This window comes from Kitasatospora sp. NPDC048239, assembly GCF_043202015.1.
In the GTDB taxonomy this organism is placed as follows: domain Bacteria; phylum Actinomycetota; class Actinomycetes; order Streptomycetales; family Streptomycetaceae; genus Kitasatospora.
This window is the reverse complement of sequence record NZ_JBICZP010000035.1, coordinates 1-26565: the sequence shown is the minus strand read 5'-3', so window position 1 is coordinate 26565 and position 26565 is coordinate 1. Positions and strand designations below refer to the sequence as shown.

Here is a 26565-nt window from a genome sequence, read left to right as displayed (position 1 = left end):
CGCGTCGCCGCCGACCGGCACGTTGCCGACCATGATCTGCCGGGAGAAACGGCGCTTGGCGAGCGGCTTGAGCGGCAGGGACGGAATACCGAGCGAGATCGCGGTCATGTGCGCAGGGTTCCCCGGGGTTGAGGTGTCGGTCGATCCGGCCCGTTGACAACGGCCGGGGCCGGGCGCATCGACGAACGCGCGCCCGGCCACCAACGGTACGGCACGGTGGTGGCCCCGGGCACACCAGCCATACCCGTCCGACCAGGTCCTGTCCGGTCGGTCTCGGCGGATCAGCGCGCGGCGTTGGGCGCCCGGCTGGGCGTGCGCCCGGCAGGATCGGCCGGACAGGACCTAGCTGATCTTGACGGGGTTCACCAGGTCCGCGACCAGCACGAGCAGGGTGAATCCGATGAAGACACTGGCCACCACGTAGGCCAGCGGCATCAACCGGGCCACGTCGAACGGGCCCGGGTCGGGCCGCTTGAACAGCTGTGCGAAGCGGCGTCGGACGCCCTCCCAGACGGCCCCCGCGATGTGGCCGCCGTCCAGCGGCAGCAGCGGCAGCATGTTGAACAGGAAGAGCGACAGGTTGATCCCCGCCAGCAGGTTCACGAAGGTCGCGATCCGCTGGCTGCCGGGGATGTCGAGCGAGAACACCTCGCCGCTCACCCGGGCCGCGCCGACCATGCCGATCGGCGAGTCCGCGTCGCGCGGGGTGCCGTCCACCACCGAGTGCCACAGCCCGGGGATCTTGCCCGGCAGGGCGATCAGCGACTTCACGCCGCCCTCCGCCATGTCGTACATCCGGTCGAGGGATTGCCCGAAGCCCAACTGGACGACACCGCTGGTCGGCGTGAAGCCGAGGAAGCCGGCCTGCACGGTCTGGCCCTTGAGCGGGATGCCGTTGTCGCCGTACTTCTGGACGTCGTTGACGGCGATGGTCGGGTTCAGGGTGAGCTGCTGCCCGTCGCGCTGGACCACGATCGGCACGGTCTTCCCCGCCGACCTGCGGATGTCCGCCTGGAGCTGCTCGTAGCCGTGGATCCGGTCGCCGTCGAAGGAGACCACCTTGTCGCCGGGCTTCAGCCCGGCCTTGGCCGCCGGGGTCTGCGGCGCGTCCGCCGGGCAGCTGTCGGTCGGCTGGCCGGCCTTGACGATGCACTGCGAGACGGTGCCGATGGTCGGCACCGCCATCGAGACGCCGAAGCCCATCATCACCGTCAGGAACAGCCCGAAGGCCAGGACCAGGTTCATGAACGGGCCGGCGAACATCACGATGACGCGCTTCCACGGCTTGCGGGTGTAGAAGAGCCGGTCGTCGTCGCCGTCCTGGAGCTCCTCGTAGGAGGCCTCCCGGGCGTCCTCGATCATGGTGCGCCAGGGCGAGCTGCTCCGCTTGGTGATCCGCCCGTCCTCACCGGGCGGGAACATCCCGATCATCCGGATGTACCCGCCCAGCGGGATCGCCTTGATGCCGTACTCGGTCTCGCCCTTGCGGCGGGACCAGACGGTCGGGCCGAACCCGACCATGTACTGCGGCACCCTGATGCCGAACAGCTTGGCCGTGGAAAGGTGGCCGAGCTCGTGCCAGGCGATCGAGATCAGCAGCCCGACCGCGAAGACCAGGATGCCGACCACCGTCAAAACCGTTGCCACCGCTGGTCCTCCGTCATGCCACTCTGCTCGTCTTCTTGTCTTACCGCGGCCGGAGCCGTCAGCCCGCCGCCAGCTCGCGGGCCCGGGCGCGGGCCCAGTCCTCCGCGTGCAGGACGTCCTCGACCGTCAGGGAGGTTCCCGCGCCGGCCCGCCCGCCCCCGTACTGTCCGTGCTCGGCCACGACCTTGGCAACAGTGTCCACGATCGCGGTGAAGGCGAGGTGCCCCTTCAGGAAGGCCTCCACGCACTCCTCGTTGGCCGCGTTGAAGACCGCCGGAACCGTCCCGCCCAGCGAGCCCACCTCGCGGGCCAGCTCCACCGCGGGGAAGGCCTCGTTGTCCAGCGGGAAGAACTCCCAGGTGGCGGCCTTGGTCCAGTCGCAGGCCGGCGCCGCGTCCGGGACCCGCTCCGGCCAGCCCAGGCCCAGTGCGATCGGCATCCGCATGTCCGGCGGGCTGGCCTGCGCCAGGGTCGAACCGTCGGTGAACTCCACCATCGAGTGCACCACCGACTGCGGATGGACCACGACCTCGATCCGGTCGAACGGCACGTCGTACAGCAGGTGCGCCTCGATGACCTCCAGGCCCTTGTTCACCAGCGTTGCCGAGTTGATCGTCACCACCGGGCCCATCGCCCAGGTCGGGTGCGCCAGCGCGTCCGAGGGGGTGACCCCGGCCAGCTGCTCCCGGTTCCGGGTGCGGAACGGCCCGCCGCTGGCGGTGACCACCAGCTTGCGGACCTCGCCGCGGGTCCCGCCGGCCAGCGCCTGGAACAGCGCGGCGTGCTCGGAGTCCACCGGCACGATCTGACCGGGCCGGGCCACCGCCTTCACCAGCGGGCCGCCGACGATCAGCGACTCCTTGTTGGCCAGCACCAGCACCCGGCCGGCCTTCAGCGCGGCCAGCGTCGGCGCCAGGCCGATCGAGCCGGTGATGCCGTTCAGCACCGAGTGGCACTCCAGCGCGGCCAGCTCGGTCGCCGCGTGCGGACCGGCCAGCACGGCGGGCAGCGGACGGCCGGCGGCCTTCGCGGCCAGCGCCTCGCGCAGCGCCGGCTCGGCGGCCGGGTCCGCGACCGCCACGGTGTGCACGCCCAGCTCCAGCGCCTGCTCGGCCAGCAGGTCCACCCGGCCGCCGGCCGCCGACACGGCGACCACCCGGAACCGGTCCGGGTTGCGGCGCACCACGTCGATGGCCTGGGTGCCGATCGAACCGGTCGAACCGAGGATCACCAGCTCCCGGGGGGCCGAAGGGTCCTTCACCACGGGGGTGAAGCCGAGCTGCGGGTGGGCGAGCGAAGTCATGGGCCCCATTGTGTCCTGCCGACCGCTTCCACAGGACGCCGGGCGCCACCGCGGCTACGGTCGGAGCCATGCGTACCGTCATCGCAGGGGGCCACGGACAGATCGCGCTCCGGCTGGAGCGGCTGCTCGCCGACCGGGGCGACCGGCCCGCCGGGATCATCCGCCGCGCCGAACAGGCCGCCGACCTGGCGGACGCCGGGGCCGAGCCGCTGCTGCTCGACCTGGAGGCCGCCACCGCCGCCGAACTCGCCCGGCTGCTCGCCGGCGCCGACGCGGTGGTCTTCGCGGCCGGAGCCGGACCGGGCAGCAGCGCGGCGCGCAAGAACACCGTCGACCGCGACGGCGCCGTCCTGCTCGCCGACGCGGCCGAACTGGCCGGGGTGCGGCGCTACCTGATCGTCTCCTCGATGGGCGCCGACGCCGAGGCGGTGTACCCCGCCGACCCCGTCTTCGAGACGTATCTGCGGGCCAAGGGCGCGGCCGACGACGCGGTGCGGGCCCGTACCGCGCTGGACTGGACGGTGCTGCGGCCCGGCGCCCTCACCGACGGCCCGGCCACCGGCCTGGTCCGGCTCGCCCCCTCGGTCGGGCGCGGCCGGATCCCCCGGGCCGACGTGGCCGAGGTGCTGGCCGCGCTGCTCCACGAACCCGGCACGGCCGGGCAGACCCTGGAACTGGTCGCCGGCGACGCCGCGGTGGCGGAGGCGGTCGCGGCGGCCGCCGGGCACGACTGAGACCCTGCGGGGAACGCCGAAGGGCCCGGCACCACCGCGTACCGCGGTGCCGGGCCCTTCGGACGTGTCCGTCAGAGGTCGAGGCCGGTGAGGACCAGGACCTTCTCGACGGTGTAGTCGTCCATCGCGTACTTGACGCCCTCGCGGCCGACGCCGGAGTCCTTGACGCCGCCGTACGGCATCTGGTCGGCGCGGTAGGACGGCGCGTCACCGATGATCACGCCGCCGACCTCCAGCTCCCGGTGGGCCCGGAAGGCGGTCTGCAGGTCGCGGGTGAACACGCCGACCTGCAGGCCGAAGGCGGAGTCGTTGACCGCGGCGAAGGCCTCGTCGGTGCCGTCCACCCGGTGCAGCGACAGGACCGGGCCGAACACCTCGGCCTTGGCCAGGATCGCGTCGGCGGGCAGCTCGGCCAGCACGGTCGGGGCGTAGGTCGCGCCCTCGCGGGTGCCGCCGGTGAGCACCTTGGCGCCCTTGGCGACCGCGTCCTCCACCCAGGACTCCACCCGCCTGGCGGCGTTCTCGTCGACCAGCGGGCCGACGTCGGTGGCGTCGTCGTTGGGGTCGCCGGTGACCTGCGCCCGCACCTTGGCCACGACCTTCTCCACCAGCGCGTCGTAGACGGACGCGTCGGCGATCACGCGCTGCACCGAGATGCAGGACTGGCCGCCCTGGTAGTTGGCGAACATCGCGATCCGGGTGGCGGCCCAGTCCAGGTCGGCCTCGGAGGACCAGTCGGCGAGCACCACGGCGGCGGCGTTGCCGCCGAGCTCCAGGGTGGTGTGCTTGCGCGGCACCGAGTCCATGATCTGGTAGCCGACCTTGTCCGAACCGGTGAAGGAGATCACCGGCAGGCGCGGGTCCTGCACCAGGGCGGGCATCCGGTCGTTCGGCACCGGCAGGACGCTCCAGGAGCCGGCCGGCAGGTCGGTCTCGGCCAGGATCTCGCCCAGCACCATCGCGGAGAGCGGGGTGGCCGGGGCCGGCTTGAGGATGATCGGGGCGCCGACCGCGATCGCCGGGGCGACCTTGTGGGCGACCAGGTTCAGCGGGAAGTTGAACGGGGCGATGCCCAGCACCACGCCGCGCGGGAACCTGCGCACCACCGCGAAGCGGCCCACGCCGCCCGGGTCGGTGTCCAGCCGCATGGTCTCGCCGTTGGTGCGGCGGGACTCCTCGGCCGCCCAGCGGAAGACGGAGACGGCACGGCCGACCTCGCCGCGGGCCCACTTGATCGGCTTGCCGTTCTCGGCGGTGATCAGCTGGGCGATCTCCTCGGTGCGCTCGGCCAGCCGCTTGGCCACGTGGTCCAGCGCGGCGGCGCGCACGTGCGCGGGGGTCGCGGCGAACACCGGCAGGGCGGCGACGGCGGCGTCCAGCGCCTCCTCGACCTGGGCCTCGGTCGGAACGCTGACCCTGCCGACCAGACGGCCGTCCCAGCTGTTGTGCACCTCGAAGTCGGCGTCGCCGCTCGCCCGGCGGCCGGCCAGCCAGAACTCGTACGTGGTGGTCACGGTGGTACCGGCCCTCTCCTCGTCGTCTCACGGCCCCACGACCGTGGGAGCCTGAACCCGAGGGTAGGGGCGGCGGCGCGCCGACCGGATTGGCCGCGAAGTAGCGTTCGCCCTCGCCGTCACTCCATCCCGTCCAGGCCCGGTCCGGCCCCGGGGCGCTACTCCTCGCCGGAGCGCAGCGCCAGCCAGAGCTCCATCCGGACGTCCGTGTCGTCCAGGGACCGCCCGAGCAGCTCCTCGACCCGCCGCATCCGGTAGCGCAGGGTGTGCCGGTGCACGCCCAGGTCGGCGGCGGCCGCGTCCCACTGCCCGTGCCTGGACAGCCAGGCCCGCAGCGAGGCCACCAGATCGCCGCGCGCGGTGCGGTCGTGCTCCCGCAGCGGGCGCAGCAGCCCCTCCGCGAAGGCCGTCACGGCCTCCTCCCCGAGCAGCGGCAGCAGCGAACCCGCGCCGACCTCCTCGTGGTCCACCGAGCGGCGGCCGCCGCGCAGGGCCACCGCGAGCGCCCGCTCGGCCTGGGCGTAGGCGGTGCCCGACTCCTCCAGCGCGGCCGGCGCCGAGACGCCCAGCGAGAGGCCCTCGTGCTCCTCCACCGCGCCGAGGCAGGCCCGGTGCACGGCGCCGTTGTCCAGCGCCAGCACCATCAGCCGCGGCCCGTGGGCCCCCTCCTCGCGGGCCACCAGCAGCTTCTCGCCGACCCGGGCACCGGCCTGCTCGGCCCGGTCGCCCAGCTCGCCGAGCGACTCGGCGGCGTCCACGCCCTGGCCGGCCCCGGCCACCAGGACCCGTATGGTGCCCTCGGGCAGACCGCCGAACAGTCCGGCCGCCACCAGCCGGGCGGTCGCCACCTCGCCGGCCAGCACCATCCGCAGCAGCGCCGCGCCCATCCGCTCCTCGGCCTGGCGCAGCTCGCGCGAGCGCTCCAGGGTGAGGGTCAGCAGCGCCACCGCCGCGTTCAGCACGTACCGCTCGGTTGGGGTGATCCGGTCCTCGGTGCCGACCGCGAGGAAGCCCCGGGCCCGCCGGTCCGCGCCCAGCGACTGGACCACCACGTAGTCCTCGTCCGCGGTGTCTATCCCCGGCGAACGGCCCTGCAGCGCGGCGCTCGACGGTGCCGGGCGGCGGCGCAGCCGGTCCACCTCGGCGGCGAGCCGGCCGGCCCGGCGGGCCGCCCAGTCCGGGGCCACCACGGAGAGCGCGCCGGAGCCGTCGTACAGCGCCGCCCAGCCTCCCAGCCGGGCCGCCAGCCGGCGGACCACGGCGGTGGTGCCGTCCTTGCCGAGCGCCGCCCGGGTCAGCTCCTCCTGCGCCTCGAAGCTGGTGGTCACCGCCTCGTACTGCTCCGCGGCGAGCGCCGCGGAGACCACCTTGCTGATCGCGATGAACGGCGTCGGCTCCGGCACCCGCAGCAGCGGCAGCCCGCGCTGGGCGGCCGCGTCCACCAGCGGCTGCGGCACCTCGGTGTGCGAGAGGCCGACGCCGAGGCCCAGCCCCACCACGCCCGCGTCGGCCAGCCGGTGCACGTACGCCTGGAGCCGGGCGGCGGTGCGGCCCAGCTTGATGCCGGTGGTGAGCAGCAGCTCGCCGCCCTCGAGGAACGGCGTCGGGTCGTCCAGCTCGCTGGTGTGCACCCAGCGGACCGGCCGCTCCAGGTGGTCCGCGCCGGCGAGGACCGTCAGATGGAGCGAGGTGTTGCGGACGACGGAGGCGAGTGTGGGAGGCATGGCACCTTCGGGGGGAAACGACCTGGCCGCGCCATTGCGGCCGGGCGAGGAGAGGGCTGAGGGGGTGGTGAGGGTCTCTCCCTTTCATTATGGACGCTCCGGACAACGGGCACTGCCGAATCCACCTCGGCGGCGATAGGGCGCGTCCAGGTCGTCCGTTGCCCTCGCGCGGGCCGTCGCTACGCCTGCGCGGGCCGCTCCTCGCGCAGGTCCACCAGGAGCGGCGGCACCTGCTCGCCGGAGACCGCCGTCAGCGACACCACCGCGTGCCCGGCCGGCAGCGCGTGCGCCAGGTCCGAGGACGACCAGCGCAGTCGCTCCACCTCGCGGGTGGTCACGGACTCGGTCTGCGCCGTGGTGCCGGAGAGCGCCTTGCGGCCGAGCCGCCCGGCCCGGCGCAGGATGCCGCCCGAGGTGTCCGGGGCGTGCGTCACGGCCGTCTCGCTGACCAGGTGGGTGCCCCAGGCCTCGGAGAACAGCCGCCCGTCCCACGGTGCGATCCCGGGGAAGGCCATCCGGCAGCCGACCGCGCCGAACAGCGGTGCCCGCAGCGCCTCCGGCAGGTCCACCAGGGTGCGCAGCAGCAGGACGGCGCCCGCGTGGGCCCCGCGCATCCGCTGCAGCCCTCGGACGATGTGGGGGTCCAGCGCCGCCGAGGCGTCGTCCACCACCAGGCCGGCGAACAGCGAGCGGTCCTCGCGGGCCGCCGCCGCCTGCACGAACTGGCCCACCACCAGGCGCGACAGCATCCGCGCGGCCTCCGGGTGGCTGCGCTCGGGCAGCTTCACCCGGACCCGCAGCGGGTGGTCCAGCACCCGCATCGCGAACGGCGGGCGGCCCGTGCCGTCGGTCGCGAACGCCCCCTCGAAGGCTGGGCGGTCCAGCAGCGCCAGCCGGTCGGCCAGCAGCGCCCCCGGGTCGTCCGCCCGGCCGCGCTGGCGGTCGCGGTGGTCCAGGTCCCGCTCGTACGCGCTCAGCCGGCCCGCCGCGCGCAGCGCCTTCACCAGCGCCTCCAGGGCCTCCGGTTCGCCGCCGAGCAGCGCCCGCAGCTCGCGCACCCCCGGGTAGCGGCCGTTGGCGGCGTGGAACGGCCCGACCACCTGCTGGAGCGCCGTCCGGGCGCTCTCCGCGCGGGCCGTCAGCTCGTCCGGCAGCAGCGCCTCGGCCAGCCGGGCGGCCGCCTCGTCCGGGTCCTGTGCCGCTCCGTACAGGTCAAGGCCGTACGCCGAGCGGGTGTCCCCGGGGGTGATCACCACGTCGTACCAGGCGTCCGGGCCGAGGTCGGCGTCCGCCGCCCCGATCACCACCGCGCACGCCGTCCCGGCCAGCGCCTGCAGGCAGAGCGCCTCGGCCACCGGGCGGGCCAGCCGGGCGGACTTGCCCGTCCCGGCCGGGCCGACCGCCAGCAGCGAGGTGCCCAGCAGGGCCGGGTCCAGCGCGAAGCCGGCGGCGCGGTGCGTCAGCGGGTTCTTCGGCACGTCCTGCGTGGTGCCGAGGCGCACCTGGCGCAGCAGCAGGTCGTGCCGGTCCGCCCGTCCGGGCAGCTCCCGCACCTCCGAGGGGTGCGCGAAGGCCGCCGCCCCGCGCGCCGTCACCTGCTCCACGAACGCCGGCACGAACACCTGGTCCGCCTGCGCCGACTCCCAGGCCTGCTGGATCCGCACGTAGTCGACGTCCCCGACCGCCTCCGCGTCCAGCCGCCCCGCCGCCACGGCCGCCCCACCCCGCCGCAACGCCCCCCAGGGGTCGGTCGGCCGCGCAGTCTCCGCCACCCCGCCCTGCTCGGTGGGCTCCGCCTGGGTCACGGTGCGCGAGAGCAGCGGCGCCGCGAACCGCCGCCACACCTCGGTCCAGCGGCCCATCCGACCGAAGACCTTGACCACGACGATGGCCACGAGCGCATTGACCGAAAGCCCCACCACCGTTACCGCAGTATTGGACGGGTGGTCCACCCACACCGTCAGGACGATCAGGCGCAGCACCAACTGAGTGCCGTAGAGAAAGGCGAACCACCCCACCACCGCGTTCAGCCCCGCGCGCAGGAGGAGGGGCCAGGTGGGGACCTTGGCGTCCTCGGCGCGGTCGGGGTCGATCTGCCGGTAGCCCTGGCGGTAGACCCCGGGAGCCGCGTCCGGGCGGGGGGCGGCGACCCAGGCGGGGAGGTCGAAGGCGGGGGCGGCGCCCGGTCCGGCAGGGTGCCGGGGAAGTTGGTGGGGCATGGTTGTAGGGGGTGTGGCGGTGGTCCGCTCGCCGTGTTCCCGTGCCCCGTCCAGTCCCATGTACGGCCCCGCTCCCTCGCCCGCCCGGCCCGACCGTCGTCGGTCCCGCCATACCCATGCCGCCGCACCGGCGACACGCCCGCGCTCAATGTAGTGGAGCGGAGCCTGCGGGTAGTCGCATCACCTGCGCTGGCCGCCCCGGACAAGTCGGACGGCCCAGTGCTACCGAGTGGCGCATGCCCGGCCGGGGAGGGCGGCCGTAGCCTGCGAAGCACCGAGCCGAAGAGTCTGGAGAAACCCCATGAGCGCCGCAACGCCGCTCCCGCAGGAGCGCCGCCTGGTCACCGCGATCCCCGGTCCGAAGTCGCAGGAGCTGCAGGCCCGCAAGCTGGGTGCGGTGGCGGCCGGCGTCGGCACCACCCTGCCGGTGTACGTGTCCCGCGCCAACGGCGGCGTGCTGGAGGACGTGGACGGCAACTCGCTGATCGACTTCGGTTCCGGCATCGCCGTGACCAACGTCGGCAACAGCGCCGAGGCCGTGGTGGCCAAGGCGACCGAGCAGCTGGCCGCCTTCACCCACACCTGCTTCATGGTGACCCCGTACGAGGGTTACGTGGCCGTGGCCGAGCAGCTCAACGAGCTGACCCCGGGCGACCACGACAAGCGCACCGCGCTGTTCAACTCCGGTGCCGAGGCCGTCGAGAACGCGGTGAAGATCGCCCGCGCCTACACCAAGCGCACCGCCGTCGTGGTCTTCGACCACGGCTACCACGGCCGCACCAACCTCACCATGGGCCTGACGGCGAAGAACATGCCGTACAAGCAGGGCTTCGGTCCGTTCGCCCCGGACATCCACCGCGTGCCGGTCGCGTACCCGTACCGCTGGCTGACCGGTGCGGAGAACTGCGCCGCCGAGGCCGCCGCGCAGGCGATCGACATCATCAACAAGCAGATCGGCGCCGAGAACGTCGCCGCGATCATCATCGAGCCGATCCAGGGCGAGGGCGGCTTCATCGAGCCGGCCAAGGGCTTCCTGCCGGCGATCGTGGAGTACGCGAAGGCCAACGGCATCGTGTTCGTCGCGGACGAGATCCAGACCGGCTTCTGCCGCACCGGCCAGTGGTTCGCCTGTGACGACGAGGGCGTCGTGCCGGACCTGATCACCACCGCCAAGGGCATCGCCGGCGGTCTGCCGCTGGCCGCGGTGACCGGTCGCGCCGAGATCATGGACGCCGCGCACGCGGGCGGCCTGGGCGGCACCTACGGCGGCAACCCGGTGGCCTGTGCGGCCGCGCTGGGCGCCATCGAGACCATGAAGGAGCAGGACCTCAACGGCAAGGCACAGCGGATCGGCGAGATCATGCTGGGCCGCCTGCGGGCGCTGCAGGAGAAGTTCGCCGACAACGACTCGGTGCGCATCGGCGAGGTCCGCGGCCGCGGCGCCATGATCGCCGTCGAGCTGGTCAAGGCCGGCGGCAAGGAGCCGAACGCGGAGGCCACCGCGGCCATCGCCAAGGCCTGCCACGCCGAGGGCCTGGTGGTGCTGACCGCCGGCACCTACGGCAACGTGCTGCGCTTCCTGCCCCCGCTGGTCATGCCGGAGCACCTCCTGAACGAGGGCCTCGACATCCTGGAGAACGCCTTCGCCGCCGTCTGATCCGACGGCGCCCGAAGGGCGACACACCCGCCGGAGGGATGTCCGGACAGCGCTGAACGGCCCGTGGGGACCTTGGTCCCCACGGGCCGTTCGGTTGTGCGCGGGCCCGGTCGGCCGTGTGTGCGGGCCGCCGGGGAGGGCGTCCGCCGGGCGGTGAAGATGCTGTGCGGAATCGCTGAAGCCGCTCGGTGCGGCAAAGCCGTTGACGTAGTGTCATGACAGATGGACAGCGAGCCCCAGCCATTGGCGGATCCGTCCGTGGCACCGCCCCCACCGGCGGGTCCGCACGGCGGCCGCGAGGACAACCAGGCCCCTGCGAGAGCGGCGGCACACACCGAAGGCCGATCGACCGACCGTCCGACCCACACCCCCCGGGGCGCACGGAACGGCGATCATCACAGCCGCCCCGGAGCTCTCCCCCCTGCTCCGGGGCGGCTACCTCGCGTTGTCGGCCGGTTCGCGGCCTCGCCAGCGCTGCCGCTCCTGCTGGTCGCGGTGCTGGTGGCGGTGTCCTGGCAGGTGGCCGTGGACGGTCCGCTGCTCGGTGTGGACCGCTGGACCCGGCACGCCGTCCGGGAGGGCCGGCACGGCCTGCACAGCACCCTGCTCAACCACCTCGGCGCGGCGCTGTCGGACCTCGGCGGTTCCGTCCCCGCCATCCCGGTGCTGCTGGCCGGCGGCGCGCTGGCCGCCTGGCGGTCGTACCGGGCGGGGGTGCGGCGCTGGTGGTCGCCGGTGGCGGTGGCGGTGCTCACCGCGGGGCTGATCCCGCTGCTGGTGGTGCCGGCGAAGGCCTGGTTCGCGCGGCCCGGGCCGTTCGGGGTGCCGCTGGCCCCGGACCAGTGGGGCTGGTACCCGTCGGGGCACACCGCGACCGCGACCCTGTCGTACGGCGTCGCCGCACTGCTGGTGGGCCGCACCCTCGGCGCCCGCGCCCGGTGGCGGCTGGACGCGGCCGCCGCGCTGCTCGCCGCCGGCGTGGGGCTGGGGCTGGTCTGGAGCGACTACCACTGGCTGCTGGACGTGGTGGCCAGCTGGTGCCTGGGCGCCCTGGTGCTCTGGGCCCTCGTCCGGTGGCTGCCGCACGGGCGGCCCCGGAGCGCGCCCGACAGCCCGTCGGACCGGGCCTAGCCTTCGGCGGGCTCCTCGTTGCGGTGCACCAGGCCGGGCTCGCCGTTGTCGCGCCGCCACTCGACGACCAGTTCGTCGCGGGCGCCGAAGCGGACCAGGTGGCGGCCGACCACGTCCTCCAGGCCGGGCAGGTTCTCCGTCTCCCCCTCGACGGCGAGCAGCAGCGCGTCGGGGGCGGCCTCCAGGGTGGCGGTACCGGCGCCGAAGACCAGGGTGCCGCGGCCGGTCTCCTCGGACCAGTCGGCCTCGATCTTGCGGCCCATGTGGGCGGCGAGCTGCTTGGCGTAGCGGGCGGAACGGTCGGTGGCGACGCGGGCTTCTGAGCGGGGCACGGGCCCTCCAGGATCCAGGGAGGGCTTAGGGCACCCTCACTTGGATCTACGCTACCCGGATAGTGAGCCTGGCTCAACAAGTTTCGGCCCGGCGCTGCCGGAGGCCCGCGACGCACCCGTTCCCGGCCCCGCGACGCACCCGATCCCGCCCCCTCGGCGGGGCCCGGCCCCGGGCCCCGCCCCGGCCGCCGGACCGGCCGATACCCTTGGTCGAACGCCTGCCGAGGAGAGCCGCCCATGACCACCACGCCGACCGACGACGCGGCGGGCTCCTCCCCCTCCGGCCCCGTTGTTCCCTCGGATTCACCCGGGTCGCCCTCGGCCGCGCCCCAGGACACCACGGCCGAGCTCGCCGACGCGATGACCCGGGCGATCAAGCGGATCCGGCGCCGCACCGGCGAGCGGCTGGAGCCCTACGGCATCACCCCCGGCCAGGGCCGCGCCCTGCGCGCCCTCGCGCACGCGCCCGGCTGCGAGCTCCCGGGCCGGGCGATGCGGCTGAGCGACCTCGCCGACCGGCTGCACATCGCCCCCCGCTCGGCCACCACCGTGGTCGACGCCCTGGAGGAGGCGGGCCTGGTCGAGCGGACCCCGGATCCGGCCGACCGGCGGGCCGTCCGGATCGTGCTGACCGAGGCCGGGCGCTCGGCGGTGGAGCGGATCGGGCAGGTCCGGCACGAGGTCGCCCAGGAGTACTTCGGCCAGGTCAGCCCGGCCGACCAGGACGTGCTGCTGCGAGTGCTGCGGTCCGCCGAGGCCGCCTACGGGGCCGCCAGGCCGCCGCGCCGGACAGCGCCCCCGGGCGCAGCGCGGTGATCCCGATCCCGACCACCACCAGCAGCGCGGCGACGGCGGCAGGCAGGCCGAACCGCTCGCCGAGCAGCAGCCAGGCCGAGGACATCCCGAAGACCGGGACCAGCAGCGAGTAGGGCGCCACGGCGGTGGCGTCGTAGCGGCGCAGCAGGTGGCTCCAGGCCACGAAGCCGAACAGGGTGGAGACCAGCCCGACGTAGGCGATCGCGCCCAGGCCCGCCGGAGTGAGGGCGCGCAGGGCCGCCAGGTCGGCGGCCGGCCCCTCGACCAGCAGCGAGAGCCCGAGCAGCGGCAGCGGCGGGACGGCGCTGACCCAGACCATCCAGCGCAGCGCGTCGGGCGGCGCGGCCCGGCGGGTCAGCACGTTGGACAGCCCCCAGGCCACGGCGGCGAGGACGACCAGGACGAACCCGCCGAGCGGGCCGCCGAGGCCGTGGTCCACCGCGCTCAGTCCGATCCCGGCGAAGGCGATCGCCAGGCCGGCGAGCCGTCGGCCGCCGGGGCGCTCGCGCAGCAGGACGGCGGCGAACAGTGCGGTGAAGACGGCCTGGCCCTGCAGCACCAGGGAGGAGAGACCGGCCGGCATCCCGGCGTGCATGCCGAGGAAGAGCAGACCGAACTTGACCACCCCGAGCACCGCGCCGACCGCGAGCACCCACCGCCAGGCGACCCTGGGCGGGCCGACGAAGAAGACCGCGGGGACGGCGACGACCGCGAACCGCAGGGCGCAGAACAGCAGCGGCGGGAAGTTCTGCAGTCCGACGTGGATGAGGACGAAGTTGAGGCCCCAGACGGCCGCCACCAGGACGGCCAGGGCGATGTGACGCGGACTCATGGTGCCGCTCGGGGCGGCGGGTGCTGCGGTCATGCCCCGAGCATGGCCGCAGCCGACCGTGTAGCACCAGCGATGAGTTCTGAACTCCACGGTTTAGCATTGCTGCATGATGGATCTGGGGCGCCTGCGGGCGCTGCACGCGGTGGCCGTGCACGGTTCGGTCGGCGGGGCGGCGGCCTCGCTCGGTTTCACGCCGTCGGCGGTCTCCCAGCAGATCGCCAAACTGGAGCGCGAGACCCGGACGGTGCTGCTGGAGCGCCAGGGCCGCGGGGTGGCGCTGACCGACGCGGCACGCGAACTGGCCGCCACCGCGCAGGCGGTGCTCGGGCTGGTCGAGCAGGCCGAGGTGCGGCTGGAGGAGCAGCGCGGCCAGGCGGTCGGACGGCTGCTGGTGGCCGCCTTCGCCACCGGCGCGCGCGGACTGCTGCCGGGCGTGCTGGCCGACCTGCGGGTGCGCTGCCCGGAGCTGGACGTCCGGCTGCTGGAGAGCGACCCGTACCCGGCGGCCGAGCTGGTGGCCCGGGGCGAGGTGGACCTGGCGCTGGTCCAGGACTGGCCGACCGTCCCGCTGCCGGTGCAGGAGGGGCTGTCCCGGAGCGACCTCGGCGAGGATCCGGTGGACCTGCTGCTGCGCGCCGAGCACCCGCTGGCCGCGCTCGCCGCGGTACCGGTCGGGCGGCTCTGCGGTCAGCGCTGGATCAGCGTCCCGCCGGGCAACATCTGCCACGACTGGCTGGTCCGGACGATGCGCGAGGCCGGCGAGGAGCCCGATGTGCTCTACCAGGTGGGCGAGTTCGAGACCCAGATCGCGCTGATCGAGGCCGGCCTGGGGGTGGGCCTGGTGCCGCGGCTGGGCCGGGGCGCGCTCCCGCCCGGGGTGGTGGCCCGGCCGGTGGTGCCGGAGCCCACCCGGCGGGTGTTCGCGCTCTGGCGCACCCAGGCCTCGCGCCGTCCGGCGATCACCGAGGCGCTGGCCGCGATGCGCGCGCGGTGGGCGGTGCTCGGCGGGGCCTGATCGACGGACGGCCCCTCGGCCCGGCCGGCGCAATGCGCTGATCCGACGTGATCCGAAAGACGGGCCCTAGCCGGCGAAGCCGATCACCAGCCACATGAAGCCCACCCCGGCGAGCGTGCAGAGCAGGGTGGTGCGCGAGGGGTGCGGGCTGTGCGCCTCGGGGAGGATGTCGGAGGTCGCCAGGTAGAGCAGGAAGCCGGCGAAGAACCCGAGGTAGAGCCCGAGCAGGTGCTCGGGGATGGTGAACAGCAGGGTGATCCCGGCGCCGGTCACCGGGGCGAGCGCGTCCGCCGCCAGCAGGGTCAGCGCCCGCCGCCGGTCGTTCCCGTACAGCCGGGTGATCGTGTAGGTGTTGAAGCCGTCGGCGAAGTCGTGGGCGACCACGGCGATGGCGACCACCGTGCCGACCGTGCCGCCGGCCTGGAAGGCCGCGCCGATCGCGAAGCCGTCCATCACGCTGTGGCCGACCAGCGCCAGGGCGGCCGTCAGGCCGATGCCCTGCTGCCCGTCCCGCCGCTCGTGGACGTGGCCGTGCGCATGGCCGTGGGCGGGCTGGTGGCCGTGGGTGTGTTCGGCGTACTCGTCCTCGTGCCCGCGGTGGATGGCGACCGCCCGCTCCACGATGTGGATGGCCAGGAACCCGGCCGCGAACATCAGCAGCGCCTGCGGGACCCCGTGGATCTCGTCGGGCGCCTGGTGCAGCGCCTCCGGCAGCAGGTCGAACGCGACCACGCCGAGCATCAGCCCGGCGGCGAAGCCGAGCACCAGGTGGCGCCGGTCTCCGGTGTGCTGGGCGACGTACCCGCCGACCAGCGTCATCAGGAACGCCCCGAGGGCGACCAGGATCGCGGTCACCGAACCTCCCCCGTACCGGGCGGTCTGCCCATCCCGCCTCCCCCGTGTCCCGCCCGTCACCGGGCCGAGCACCGACCGGTGCCGGGCGCCCGTGCGGGCCGCTTTCCGCGACGCCGCCACCCGGCCGGGCCCCGGCCGCACCGGACCCCGCGCCCCCAGCCTCAGGCCGCCCCCGCCGCCGCGCCCGCCGAACGGGCCGTCGGGGTGACCGCCGCGGACCGGCTGCCGGGGCTGCGCGGGTGGCCCTCGTGCCGGACCTGCTCAGAGGCCGGCGGCGAGGGACTGGCCCAGATGGCTGTGGGCGAGCTCGCGGACGCCGTCGCCGTCGACCAGGTGGATGTGCTGGTGGCCGTCCTCGCCGGTGAGGTCGAGGGCGGCCTCGGTGAACCGGCCGGTGGTCAACCGCAGGCCCCGTTCGGCGGCCTCCTCCCGGACGGCCTCCGCCAGTGTCCGGATCTCCTCCTCCGCCACCGGCTCCTCGCCCCGGGAGGCCCAGACCACCCAGCGCCCGGGCAGCGCGCTGCCCGGCGGGCCCTCCCCGGTGGCGACCAGTCCGGCCGGGCCGCGCAGCCGCACGCTCCACTGGGCCAGCCCGCCCCGGGTGAGCAGCTCGCGGACCAGCTGCGCGAACTCGTTCGCCGAGAGGTCCGGCGCCGCGGGCACCGCGGCGCCCGCCAGGGCGGCGGGCTCGACGCCGGCCCGGGCGTACGGGTCGGGGGTGACGGCGGCGTCGAGCTGGCGCAGCCGGACCAGGGCCTCGTCCTGTTCGGAGTCCGCGTAGACGCCTTCGCCGTCGTGCTCCTCGTAGGGGGCGGCGGGCGGCAGCAGCCTGGTCCGGGCCAGGGCGTCCCGGTCGGCGTCGACGCTGACCAGGCAGAGCGGCTCGGCGCCCGGCTCGCGCAGCCAGCCGTTGAGCACCACCCCGGCCAGTATCTGGTCGGTGTCCACTGCGTCGGCCGCCTGCAGTGCGCGCAGCGCGAGGCGGGCGACCAGCCGCAGGTAGTCGGTGGCCCGGTCGGCCGGGGGCCGCGGCACCGGCAGGATGTCGCCGTCCGGGCCGAGCCGGTAGCCGGTCAGGGATGGCACCACGTCCAGCGGGGGCAGGTCGAGGTCGAGCACGGTGGTCCGGGTGAGCGGGCGGAAGACGGCCCGGCAGGGCGCGGGCAGGTCCTGGGTGGCGGTCTCGGCGGCGGCCAGGGCCCGCTCCAGCAGCGACTCCACGGCTGCGGGCTCCGCCAGCCGGTACGCCCGCCGGCACTCCTCCAGGCTCTGGTTGTACTCCTGGACCGCGCGCGCCCGGGCTTGCTCGGCCTCCTCGTGGACGCGCCGGGACTCGTCCGCGGCCGAGTCGGCGCTCTCCGCCTGCCGGGTGCGCCACTCCCGCAGGGCCCGCTGGTGGGTCAGCCGGGCCTTGGCCAGCTCGCGCTGGTAGCCGGAGTCCAGCAGTCGGCGGGACGGCGGGGCGTCCGGGTCGGCGACGGGCGGCTCGGCGGGTGCGTAGTCCGCCCAGCGCGGTTCGGCCTCCCCCTCCTCCGGCTCGGCGCCGTCCACCGTGTAGGGGCGCGGCTCGTAGCGGCGAAGCTGGCTCTCGAAGTCCATGGCGGAGACCGGCAGCGCCGCCCGGCGCAGCAGGCCGGCGAGCCGTTCGTGCTCGGCCTGGACGGTGACCGTGCGGTGGTGGGTCAGCGCGGCGGCCCGGGCGTGGGCCGCGACCGACTCGTCCCCGCCCTGGTCGGACGGGCCGTCACCCGGACCGCCGTCCCGCTCTACGCGCGGCCCGGTCGCCGGACCGCTCTCCGGCCCGTCCGCGCCGAGGTCGCGGAAGACCGAGGCCAGGAAGCCCGGTTGGGGGACCGTGGCAGTACCGTCGGGCTGGCCGTCTGCTGAGTACTGCATCGGTGGTCGTTCCCCCATGCTCGTCCGGCGCCTGCCCGGGGCGGCGGGCGACCGCGCGGCCCGCCCCTGCCGGACATTGTCCACCGAACGGGCGCACCGGTCAGCCAAGCCTCTCAGTTGGTCCGGGTGTTGGTCAGGTGCAGGCCGATGTAGCCGACATAGATCCGGCCACTGCCCGAGCAGTCGTCGAGGTAGTGCAGCCTGGGCGCCGTACGGCCGCCGCCGATCCGCAGGTGCGCCCCCATGAACGCGCGCCGGGAGGCGTCCACGCACTCCGGTACCGGCAGCATCCGCTCGCGCTTCCACTTGGTGTGGCTGAACACCGTCTGGGACTCCCCGCGCACGGCCTTGCGGGGCGGGAAGCGGTGGCAGCCGGCCGGGGTGCGCTCGCACCACTGTTTGAAGTCGCCGCCGGCCTCGCCGCGGACCGCCGCCTCGGCGTACTCCTGAAGAGCGGTCAGGCCGTCCCAGGTGAGCCTGGCCCAGCCCGCCCCGGCGCACTGCAGCTCGTCGAGGGCGAGCGCGTTCTTCTGGTCGCCGGTGAAGGTGAGCAGCGGGAACTCGCCCAGTCTGGTCATCAGTTCGGTGAAGGTGTCAGGGGTCTCGGGCTGCCCGTCGGCGCCCTCCGCGGTGCGGTCACCCAGATCACTCAGGTCACCCAGGTCACCCAGGCCGCCGCGGCCGCTTCGGTCGGCCGCGGCCGAGGGCCCGGCAGCGCCGCCGGGGCCGGAGCAGAGCCGGTTGGCCAGCCCGCGGACCTGGGTACCGGCATGGCGCAGCCCGGCGCCCGGCTCCTCACCGGGGGCCTGAAGCCGGTGCCCGCGGCGGCGCGAGCGGCGCAGACTGAGCCGGACCCGCTCCAGCTCGTCGGCCCTGGCCTGCTGCTCGGCGTGGTCCTGCTGCTCCTCGTGGGCGCGCGCCGCCAGCTCGGCCCGGTCGTCGTCGGCCGGGCCGGCACCGGCGCGGGGCTGGGGCGAGGGCACCCGCAGGACGGGCACGGCGGCGAGCGTCGGGGGCAGCGGCTGCTCGGCGGCGATCCGGCGCGGCTCGCGGGCCAGCAGCCCGGCCGCGCGGCGGATGTCCTCCTCGATCCGGTGGCGGGCCAGCACCGGGTGCCGGACGCCGTCCTGCCGGGAGGCCGGGTCGACCTCGGGCAGGTAGGTGCGGACGGCGCCGCCGTAGACGCTGTGGTACTCCAGCGCGACGTTGAACTCCGTGCGGGCGCCCGGGTCCAGGACGTAGGCGGTGGCGAGGCCGGGCAGCTGCTGGCAGAGCGGGCGGACCACCTCGGCGACCCACTCGTCCAGCCCGAGGTGGACCGGGACGCTGGCGACCACGGTGGGCAGTCGGCGCTCCGGGTCGCAGAGCTCGTCGATCAGGCCGTCGACCTCGCCGGCGGTGAGGACGCGCGGCGCGAGGTGGACGGCGGCGGGCCCGTCGGTGGCGTCGAGCAGCGGCAGCAGGGTGCGGGCGAGCTCGGGCACCGGTACCCGGCAAGGGGTCCGTACGCCACTGCCGGTGGTGTGCGTCTCGGCTTCCAGCCGGACCCAGGTGGGGCCCTCGGCGCCGGTCGCTATGGTGAGGGTGAGCTGGTGGGTGCCGTGCGGGGCCGGTGCGCGCAGTCGGCGGCGGTCGTAGCGGCCGGTGCCGGGGCCGCCGCGCAGCGGGCCCTGGTCGCGGTCGAGCAGGACGCGGTCGCCGAGCCGCAGGCGCTCGGCCGGGGCATCGGGACCGAGGATCTCCGCAGGCCCGGGCGGGGGCTCCTCGCAGCCCTCCTGTTTCAGCCAGGCACCGAGCCGCTGATCGGCCAGGGCGACGGCGTCGACGTGCGGAAGCGCCGTGGTGACGGTCATCCGATAAGGCGTCGCGGGGCCGCGCGGGCCGGGTAGGCCGGCGTGGGCGGGCGACGGGTAGCGGTCTGAGGTCATGCGCATACCTCCGTGGTGCGGGGTGGGGTCTGTCGTCCTCCATCGATGGGTTATTCGTCCGGTTCGGCCGGATCCTTGCCCAGGAAACGCCGTGGCCCGGAGCGGAAGTTCCAACTCCGGGCCACGTCAATTCGTTCGAGTGAATCTGCTCAAGCCGGGCGCCCTGGCGGGCCGCCATCTGCATAGGACGTCGCCGGGGGCGCGCCCGCGGTCGCGGCCGGGCGTCTCACGGCGTCCCGCGGCCGCCCCGACGGCTCGGTCGTGGCCGCGACCGGCGCCCCCGCGGCCCGGCTCCACGCCGGCTCCGCCACCGGCACGGCCAGCGGGCAGCCCGCCGGGCTGTCGTAGGAGGCGATCAGCACCACGGGTTCGGCGCCCAGGTTGCGGCCGATGTGGACGTGCACCGGCCCGGCCTCCTCGACCAGCGAGTCGCCGGCCCGGCTGACCTCCACCCGGCCGTCGTGCAGGGTGCGCGTCAGCGTCCCGGAGAGCACCACCACGTCGACCCGGCCCGGGTGGTAGTGCCAGCCGGTGTCGGCCCCCGGGGACAGGGTGATGGTCTGGACGACGGGCATCGCGGCTCGGCTTCCTGGTCGGTGGTCGGCCCAGGCTAGGCAGCCGCGGCGGGCCGCCGACACGGCTGGGCGCCGAACTGTCCGAAAGAATGTCCGAAACCCCCGGGCCGGTGCGCGATGCCGCCCTGGGCTCCGCTCAGACCGGCACCTCGACGTACGTCCGCCCGGCCGCCACGGCAACCGCGGTACCGCCGGTCGCCTCGGCCAGCCAGGTGTGGAAGGCCGCCACCTCGGGCTCCGGGACCCCGACCTCGATCCGCACCCCGGCCGCCTGGTACGCCAGGTCGCTCACGGTGTACCCGGCCGCCCGCAGGTCGTTCTCGACCCGCCCGGCCCGGGTGTGGCCGGCCGTCACGGCGAGCAGGGCCACCGGCCGCCGCTCCACCAGCCCGACCTGGTCCAGCGCCTCGGAGACCGCGCTCCCGTACGCCCGCACCAGGCCGCCGGCGCCGAGCTTGATCCCGCCGAAGTACCTCGTCACCACGGCCGCCGTGTCGGTCAGCCCGCGCCGGCGCAGCACCTCCAGCATCGGGACGCCGGCCGTGCCGCCCGGCTCGCCGTCGTCGCTGGAGCGCTCGCGGCGCTGCTCGTCGCCGACCACGAAGGCGGTGCAGTTGTGCCGGGCGTCCCAGTACTGCTTGCGGATGCCCGCGATGAAGGCCTGCGCCTCCTCCTCGTCGGCGACCCGGGCGAGGTGGCAGATGAACCGGGACTTCTTGATCTCGATCTCATGGTCACCCGCGCGCCGGATGGTGAGGTACTGCCTGGGGGTCGGCTCCGGCGTGGCGGACATGGCGCGGCGGTTCTCCCGGGAGGACGGCGAAGGCTGGCGGGGCCGGGACGGATCGTCCCGGCCCCGCCAGCCTAACCCTCGGTCAACGGCCGGCCAGCGCGTCCAGCTGTGTGCGGTCCAGGCCGGTCAGCCCGGTCACCTCGGCCGGGTCGACGGCCCCGCAGTCCAGCCCGCGCAGCACGTAGCCGCTGAGCGCCCGGGCGGTCGCGGGCTCGTCCATCACGTCGCCGCCCGCCTTGGCGACATACGCGGCCAGCCGGGCGGCGGCGGCCTCCAGCCCCTCCCGGTAGAAGGCGTAGACGGCCGCGTAGCGGGTCGGCAGGTGCGCCGGGTGCATGTCCCAGCCCTGGTAGTAGGCGCGGGCCAGCGAACGGCGGACCAGGTCGTGGTGCAGCTTCCAGGCGGCGTGCACCTGCTCGGTGGAACCGGTCGGGATGACGTTGGTGGAGCCGTCGGAGAGGCGGACACCGGTACCGGCCGCGGCCACCTGCATGACCGCCTTGGCGTGGTCGGCGACCGGGTGGTCCATGCTCTGGTAGGCCGCGCTGACCCCGCAGGAGGCGCTGTAGTCGAAGGTGCCGTAGTGCAGGCCGGTGGCCCGGCCCTCGGCGGCCTCGATCATCCGCGCGACGGTGGCCCGGCCGTCGGGCCCCAGGATCGCCTGGGTGGTCTCGATCTGGATCTCGAAGCCGATCCGCCCGGCCGGCAGCCCGGCGCCGCGCTCGAAGTCCTCCAACAGTCGGACCAGGGCGGTGACCTGCTCCGCGTAGGTCACCTTGGGCAGGGTGAGCACCAGGCCCTCGGGCAGACCGCCGGCCGCCAGCAGGGTCGCCAGGAAGAGCTCCAGGGTGCGGATGCCGCGGTCGCGGACCGCCGCCTCCATGCACTTGATCCGGATGCCGATGTACGGCGGTGCGGTGCCGTCGGCCACCGCGGCGGCGACCAGCTCGGCGGCCCGGACGGCGGCCGCGTCCTCCTCGGCGTCGGGGCGCGGGCCGTAGCCGTCCTCGAAGTCGATCCGCAGGTCCTCGACCGGCTCGCGCTCCAGCTTGGCGCGGACCCGGGCGTGCACGTCGGCGAGCAGCGCGTCGTCCGCCACGCCGAGCGCGCGGGCCAGCTCGGCCGGGGTGGCGGCGTGGGTGTCGAAGGCCTCCAGTGCCTGCCGACCCCACTCGCGTACGGTGTCGGCGGCGAAGGCGTCGGCCGGCACGTATACGGTGTGGACCGGCTGGCGGGTGCCGGAGTCACCGGGGTAGCGGCGGGCCAGGTCGGCGTCGACCGGCGCGAGGAGCGCGTCCACCGCGGCACGGGCGGCGCCTGAGAACGCGGCTCCGCCCGTCGGTCCGCTGCCGTCCGCCTCGACCTGCGACATCCGCACTCCTCCGCGCCGTGCCGGTCCGTGCCGGACCAGCGCTTCAACAATTTGTTGAGGCGAAGGTAACCCCGCCGGGATCGGGCGTCAATGGCCGACCGAGCGGTGGACGGGCCGAACGGCCCAGGCGGGTCAGTCCCTCCCGGCGGAGACGTAGCGGTCGCGCAGCTCCGGGAAGAGCTCGGCGACGTCCTTCGGGTTCACCGAGCCGTCCGACAGGGTGCCGGCCATGCCGTACTCCTTGGTCAGCCAGGCGGCGAGGCGCTGCGGGTCCGGCTGGTGGTCGAAGGTGTCGATGTAGCTCACCAGCGCCTCGAAGCAGAGGTCGGCGTCCAGACGCGCCCGCGCCGGTGCCTCCGGAACATCCGCCGCCCCCTGGTCGGCGGGCTCCTCCGGCCGGTCGGACTCCGCAGCCTGGTCGGCGTACGGCTCCTCGCGGGACGGCGGAACGGGCAGCGGGGCCTGCGCGGCGGCGGGCGCGGAGGCGGCGGCAGCCGTCGCGGCGGCGACCGGGGCCGGCGGCGCGGTGGTCACCCGCGGCGGCTTGAACCACGGCGAGGCCTGGCCCGAAACCCGGCCGGCGGCGCCGTCGTCCTGCTGGCCGACGGTCCGCACCGGCCGCTCGGTCCAGACGTTCAGCTCCTCGTGGAGTGCCGGCGGAGCCTGCTCGGCGGCGCCCGCCGGCTCGTGCTCGGCGCGGCGGCGCACCGCGGCGAGCTTGGCCAGCATCGGCACCGCCACATCGGGGGCGACCGCCGCGGGCGCGGGCTGGGCCGGTTCGGGCTGCACCGGCGCGAACGGAACCGGTACGGACTGCGCCGGGGCCGACTGGGCGGACGCGGCCTGGACAGCCACGGGCTGGGCGGGACCGGGCTGGGCGGATGCGGGCTGGGCCACCGCGGGCCGGGGCGCCGCGGCGGCGGCCTCCCCGGCAGTCGGCGCTATCGCCACCGCGGCGGCATCGGCCTTCCGCAGCTCGGCGGCCGCCCGGGACGCCTCCGCCTCGTCCAACCGGTCCAGCACCGCCGGGTCCAGCGGCACGCCGTACTTGGCCAGCTTCAGCGGCAGCAGCGCCTGGATCGGCGCCGAGCGCCGCCAGCCGCGCCCGTAGCGGAAGCGCAGCTGCGCCCGGTACACCAGGCGGTTCTGCTCCAGCCGGACGACCTCGTCGTAGGAGCGCAGCTCCCAGAGCTTCATCCGCCGCCAGAGCCGGAAGGTCGGCACCGGGGACAGCAGCCAGCGCATCATCCGGACCGACTCCATGTGCCGGTCCGCCGTGATCGCGGCGATCCGGCCGACGGCGTGCCGGGAGGCCTCGACGACCACCACGAAGAGCACCGGGATGACCGCGTGCATGCCCATCCCGAGCGGGTCGCCCCAGGACGCCGCCGCGTTGAAGGCGATGGTGGCGACCGTCAGCAGCCAGGCGGTCTGCCGCAGCAGCGGAAAGGGGATCCGCAGCCAGGTCAGCACCAGGTCCAGCGCCAGCAGGACGACGATGCCCGCGTCCACGCCGATCGGGAAGGCGTAGGAGAAGGCGCCGAAGCCCTTCTCGACGGCGAGGTCCCGCACCGCGTTGTAGGAACCCGCGAAGCCGATGCCCGAGATCAGGAAGGCGCCGGCCGCGACCAGGCCGAGCAGGCCGCGATGGGCCTTGGTGAGTGATGGGCGTGCCATTACGTCTATCAACCCCTGGATGTCGGCTGCTGCCGTACGCTGCCTCGGCTGCCAGTTCCCGCTTGTCGGGGCGCCGGACGGCTGAGCGACCTCCGGGCTCGGCCCATCGGAGTTTACTCGTACACCTGTTTCAGCGTTCTCGCAGCCCGGGGTGTCACCGCACGGCCTTCACAGGTGCCCGGACCAGGCGGTCCGCCGCCCTAGGACCACGGCCCGGAGGCCGCCCGGACCGGGGCCGGGCGGGCACCCGACGGCGGGTCAACCGACCTGCTGCGCGGTCCCGTTGAGGTAGGCCAGCACCGCCTGCACCCGACGGTTCGCGTCCTCGGCGGGGGCGAGTTCGAGCTTGGTGAAGATATTGGCAATGTGTTTGGCGACCGCGCCGTCGCTCACCACCAGCCGGGCCGCGATCGCCGAGTTCGAGCAGCCCTCCGCCATCAGCTCCAGGACCTCGCGCTCGCGCGGCGACAACCGCTGGAGCGGGCCGGGGCGGCGGGCGGTGCTCTGCATCAGCTTCGCGATCACGTCCGGGTCCATCGCCGTACCGCCGGCCGCCACCCGCCGCACCGCGTCGATGAACTGGTCGGCGTTGAACACCCGGTCCTTGAGCAGGTACCCGATCCCGCCGGTGCCGTCCGCCAGCAGCTCCCGCGCGTAGAGCTGCTGGACGTGCTGCGACAGCACCAGCACAGGCAGGCCCGGGATCTCCCGCCGCGCCTGGAGTGCGGCCTGCAGCCCCTCGTCGGTGAGCGTCGGCGGCAGCCGGACGTCGACCACGGCCACGTCCGGACGGTGCGTCAACAGCGCCTCCTGCAGTTCCGGGCCGGTCTCGACCGCGGCGGCGATGGTGAAGCCGTGCGCCTCCAGCAGCCGGATCAGGCCTTCGCGAAGGAGGTAGAGATCCTCGGCGAGGACAACTCGCACGGCAGCTCCAGGGTGATGGTGGTCGGACCGCCCGACGTGCTGTCGATGGCGAGGACACCGTCGAAGGTACCCAATCGCCGCTCGATCCCGCGCAGCCCCGTCCCACGGGTGGGGTCCGCCACTCCGACACCGTCGTCCGTCACGGTGATCCGCAGCGTGCCGGCCCGGTGGAGGATGTCGACCCAGACCTGCTCCGCGCCCGAGTGCTTGGCCGCGTTGGCCAGCAGTTCGCAGATGCTGAAGTAGGCGGCGGCCTCGACCGGGGCCGCCGGGCGGTCCGGCAGGCTCACGCACACCTCGGTCGGCAGCGCGCTGTCCAGCGCCAGCGCCCGGACGGCGTCGCCCAGTCCGCGCTCGGCGAGCACCGGCGGGTGGATGCCGCGGACCAGGTCGCGCAGCTCCTGGAGCGCCCGGGCCGAGGACTGCCGCGCCTCGGAGAGGAGTTCACGCGCGGCCGTCGGGTCGCTGTCCATCAGGTGCTCGATGGTGCCCAGGGTCATGCCGATCGCCACCAGCCGGGCCTGGGCACCGTCGTGCAGGTCGCGCTCGATCCGCCGCAGTTCGGCCGCCTGGTCGCCGACCGCGTCCGCCCGGGTCTCGGTCAGTTCCGCGACCCGCCTGGTCAGCTGGGCGTGCGAGGCGCGGCCGTCCCGGTCCAGCACCCGGCGGGCCAGCTCCACGTAGGCGCGCATCGCGAACGGCGCGATCATCACGCCGAGGGCCATCAGGGCCAGCCCCAGCACCACCGAGAGCAGGATTGCCACGGCGCCCGAGTCGATGACGCCGTACGTCCGGTAGTCCACCGGAGCCGAGAGCGCGTAGGCCGCACCGCCCGCCAGCAGCGCGGCCGGCGGCCCCGCCAGGGCCACCACCACGACCGGGTTGACCAGCATCCAGAGGACCTCGGAACGGGTCGCCCCGTCCCGGGCACCCCAGTGCAGCAGCTGCGAGAGCCGCGCGACCGTCTGGGAGCGGTGGTAGGAGTACCCGGTCCACCAGTGCCCGCGCTCGTCCGCCTCCAGGGCCGGCCGGGGGCTGTACTCGACGGGCAGCCGGACGCCGTACCAGCGCTCCAGCCGGGAGCGCGTCCGCCGGGCGACCCGGCGCACGAAGAGCCCGGCCACCGTCAGTCCCGTCGCCGAGGCCGCCAGCACCGCCATGAGCGTCCCCGGATAGTAGTACTCCAGGGCCGAGGCGACCGCCGCCCCGCTGAAGAGGGCCGCGAAGATCGGCATCACGGTGGCCGGCACGGCTCCCACCACCAGCAGCGCCAGCCGACCCAGAGCCCGGACGCTCGAGGCGATCGCCGCCTCGGTCTGGGCGCGCACCGCCGAGCCACTCGTTCGACTCACTGCTGCCACGGATACTCCTGATGCCGATACCGGTTGTCCTACGCCAGTCTTGCCTGCACCTGCCGTCGACGGCACTGGCCGTCCCACCCCGATTCCGGGGTGGACCTAGCACCACCCCGGTCGGCCTCGCATTTCAGGTGCCAGCTCGCACCGTGAATCGGTAAATCCGGGGACAACGCAAAGAACCCCCACCCGGAATCGGGTGGGGGTTCTTCGGAATGATTGTTCGGCGGCGTCCTACTCTCCCACAGGGTCCCCCCTGCAGTACC

Annotated in this window: 21 protein-coding genes; 5 read left to right on the top strand and 16 right to left on the bottom strand. The window is 74.8% G+C overall.

Going from position 1 to position 26565, the window contains the following annotated elements; all coding sequences use genetic code 11:
- Positions 1-342: 342 nt before the first annotated feature.
- Both ACGFZP_RS39255 and dxr read right to left on the bottom strand, forming a co-directional pair.
- A complete protein-coding gene (locus tag ACGFZP_RS39255; protein WP_392942222.1) occupies positions 343-1647 on the bottom strand; it encodes a M50 family metallopeptidase in 1305 nt (434 codons plus the stop codon).
- Between the two features lie 58 nt (positions 1648-1705).
- Positions 1706-2950, bottom strand: coding sequence for a 1-deoxy-D-xylulose-5-phosphate reductoisomerase (gene dxr / locus ACGFZP_RS39250; protein WP_392942219.1), 1245 nt, complete (start codon positions 2948-2950; stop codon positions 1706-1708).
- Positions 2951-3018: 68 nt separating this feature from the next.
- Here dxr and ACGFZP_RS39245 point away from each other — a divergent pair, with 68 nt between their 5' ends.
- Entirely contained in the window at positions 3019-3684 is a 666-nt protein-coding gene (locus tag ACGFZP_RS39245; RefSeq protein WP_392942216.1) for an SDR family oxidoreductase, read from the top strand.
- 71 nt (positions 3685-3755) lie between these two features.
- Here the strand turns inward: ACGFZP_RS39245 and ACGFZP_RS39240 are convergent, their stop codons facing one another.
- The 3 genes from ACGFZP_RS39240 to ACGFZP_RS39230 form a co-directional block, all read right to left on the bottom strand.
- Positions 3756-5198, bottom strand: coding sequence for an aldehyde dehydrogenase family protein (locus tag ACGFZP_RS39240; protein ID WP_392942213.1), 1443 nt, complete (start codon positions 5196-5198; stop codon positions 3756-3758).
- Positions 5199-5356: 158 nt separating this feature from the next.
- Entirely contained in the window at positions 5357-6922 is a 1566-nt protein-coding gene (locus ACGFZP_RS39235) for a PucR family transcriptional regulator (protein WP_387952352.1), read from the bottom strand.
- 179 nt (positions 6923-7101) lie between these two features.
- A complete protein-coding gene (locus ACGFZP_RS39230; RefSeq protein ID WP_392942209.1) occupies positions 7102-9141 on the bottom strand; it encodes an ATP-binding protein in 2040 nt (679 codons plus the stop codon).
- 301 nt (positions 9142-9442) lie between these two features.
- Between ACGFZP_RS39230 and gabT the strand changes: the two genes are divergently transcribed.
- The gene (gene gabT, locus ACGFZP_RS39225; protein ID WP_392942206.1) at positions 9443-10798 is read left to right on the top strand and encodes a 4-aminobutyrate--2-oxoglutarate transaminase; all 1356 of its coding nucleotides are present in this window, start codon (positions 9443-9445) and stop codon (positions 10796-10798) included.
- A 495-nt stretch (positions 10799-11293) separates the two neighbouring features.
- Positions 11294-11929 carry a phosphatase PAP2 family protein gene (locus ACGFZP_RS39220; protein ID WP_392942203.1) on the top strand — a complete coding sequence of 212 codons (636 nt, stop codon included), beginning with the start codon at positions 11294-11296 and terminating at the stop codon, positions 11927-11929.
- Here ACGFZP_RS39220 and ACGFZP_RS39215 read toward each other — a convergent pair.
- Positions 11926-12261 carry a DUF2218 domain-containing protein gene (locus tag ACGFZP_RS39215; RefSeq protein WP_392942200.1) on the bottom strand — a complete coding sequence of 112 codons (336 nt, stop codon included), beginning with the start codon at positions 12259-12261 and terminating at the stop codon, positions 11926-11928. The genes ACGFZP_RS39220 and ACGFZP_RS39215 overlap by 4 nt on opposite strands.
- 237 nt (positions 12262-12498) lie before the next feature.
- On the opposite strand from ACGFZP_RS39215, the gene ACGFZP_RS39210 reads away from it, so the two are divergent.
- Complete coding sequence (locus ACGFZP_RS39210) at positions 12499-13077, top strand: MarR family winged helix-turn-helix transcriptional regulator (RefSeq protein WP_392942197.1); 579 nt, start codon at positions 12499-12501, stop codon at positions 13075-13077.
- On the opposite strand, the gene ACGFZP_RS39205 is transcribed toward ACGFZP_RS39210, so the two are convergent.
- Positions 12968-13909 (bottom strand): EamA family transporter, encoded by a 942-nt coding sequence (locus ACGFZP_RS39205; RefSeq protein ID WP_392942225.1) that lies wholly within the window; start codon positions 13907-13909, stop codon positions 12968-12970. The genes ACGFZP_RS39210 and ACGFZP_RS39205 overlap by 110 nt on opposite strands.
- 106 nt (positions 13910-14015) lie before the next feature.
- Here ACGFZP_RS39205 and ACGFZP_RS39200 point away from each other — a divergent pair, with 106 nt between their 5' ends.
- Positions 14016-14924: a LysR family transcriptional regulator gene (locus ACGFZP_RS39200; protein ID WP_392942195.1), complete on the top strand. Its 909-nt coding sequence runs from the start codon at positions 14016-14018 to the stop codon at positions 14922-14924.
- Positions 14925-14990: 66 nt separating this feature from the next.
- Here ACGFZP_RS39200 and ACGFZP_RS39195 read toward each other — a convergent pair whose 3' ends face one another.
- From ACGFZP_RS39195 to ACGFZP_RS39155, 9 genes are all read right to left on the bottom strand, one after another.
- A complete protein-coding gene (locus ACGFZP_RS39195) occupies positions 14991-15779 on the bottom strand; it encodes a ZIP family metal transporter (protein WP_392942193.1) in 789 nt (262 codons plus the stop codon).
- Between the two features lie 261 nt (positions 15780-16040).
- Positions 16041-17675: a restriction endonuclease gene (locus ACGFZP_RS39190; protein WP_392942191.1), complete on the bottom strand. Its 1635-nt coding sequence runs from the start codon at positions 17673-17675 to the stop codon at positions 16041-16043.
- A 113-nt stretch (positions 17676-17788) separates the two neighbouring features.
- Complete coding sequence (locus tag ACGFZP_RS39185; RefSeq protein WP_392942188.1) at positions 17789-19603, bottom strand: hypothetical protein; 1815 nt, start codon at positions 19601-19603, stop codon at positions 17789-17791.
- Positions 19604-19752: 149 nt separating this feature from the next.
- The gene (locus tag ACGFZP_RS39180) at positions 19753-20178 is read right to left on the bottom strand and encodes a cupin domain-containing protein (RefSeq protein WP_392942185.1); all 426 of its coding nucleotides are present in this window, start codon (positions 20176-20178) and stop codon (positions 19753-19755) included.
- 136 nt (positions 20179-20314) lie between these two features.
- Complete coding sequence (locus ACGFZP_RS39175) at positions 20315-20971, bottom strand: YigZ family protein (protein WP_392942181.1); 657 nt, start codon at positions 20969-20971, stop codon at positions 20315-20317.
- An 82-nt stretch (positions 20972-21053) separates the two neighbouring features.
- Positions 21054-22343 carry a DUF6986 family protein gene (locus ACGFZP_RS39170; RefSeq protein WP_392942178.1) on the bottom strand — a complete coding sequence of 430 codons (1290 nt, stop codon included), beginning with the start codon at positions 22341-22343 and terminating at the stop codon, positions 21054-21056.
- Positions 22344-22475: 132 nt separating this feature from the next.
- Positions 22476-24020 (bottom strand): DUF2637 domain-containing protein, encoded by a 1545-nt coding sequence (locus ACGFZP_RS39165; RefSeq protein WP_392942175.1) that lies wholly within the window; start codon positions 24018-24020, stop codon positions 22476-22478.
- Positions 24021-24278: 258 nt separating this feature from the next.
- Positions 24279-24944 (bottom strand): LuxR C-terminal-related transcriptional regulator, encoded by a 666-nt coding sequence (locus tag ACGFZP_RS39160; RefSeq protein ID WP_392942172.1) that lies wholly within the window; start codon positions 24942-24944, stop codon positions 24279-24281.
- Positions 24896-26305 (bottom strand): sensor histidine kinase, encoded by a 1410-nt coding sequence (locus ACGFZP_RS39155; protein WP_392942169.1) that lies wholly within the window; start codon positions 26303-26305, stop codon positions 24896-24898. Before ACGFZP_RS39155 ends, ACGFZP_RS39160 begins: the two co-directional genes overlap by 49 nt.
- Positions 26306-26565: the final 260 nt, after the last annotated feature.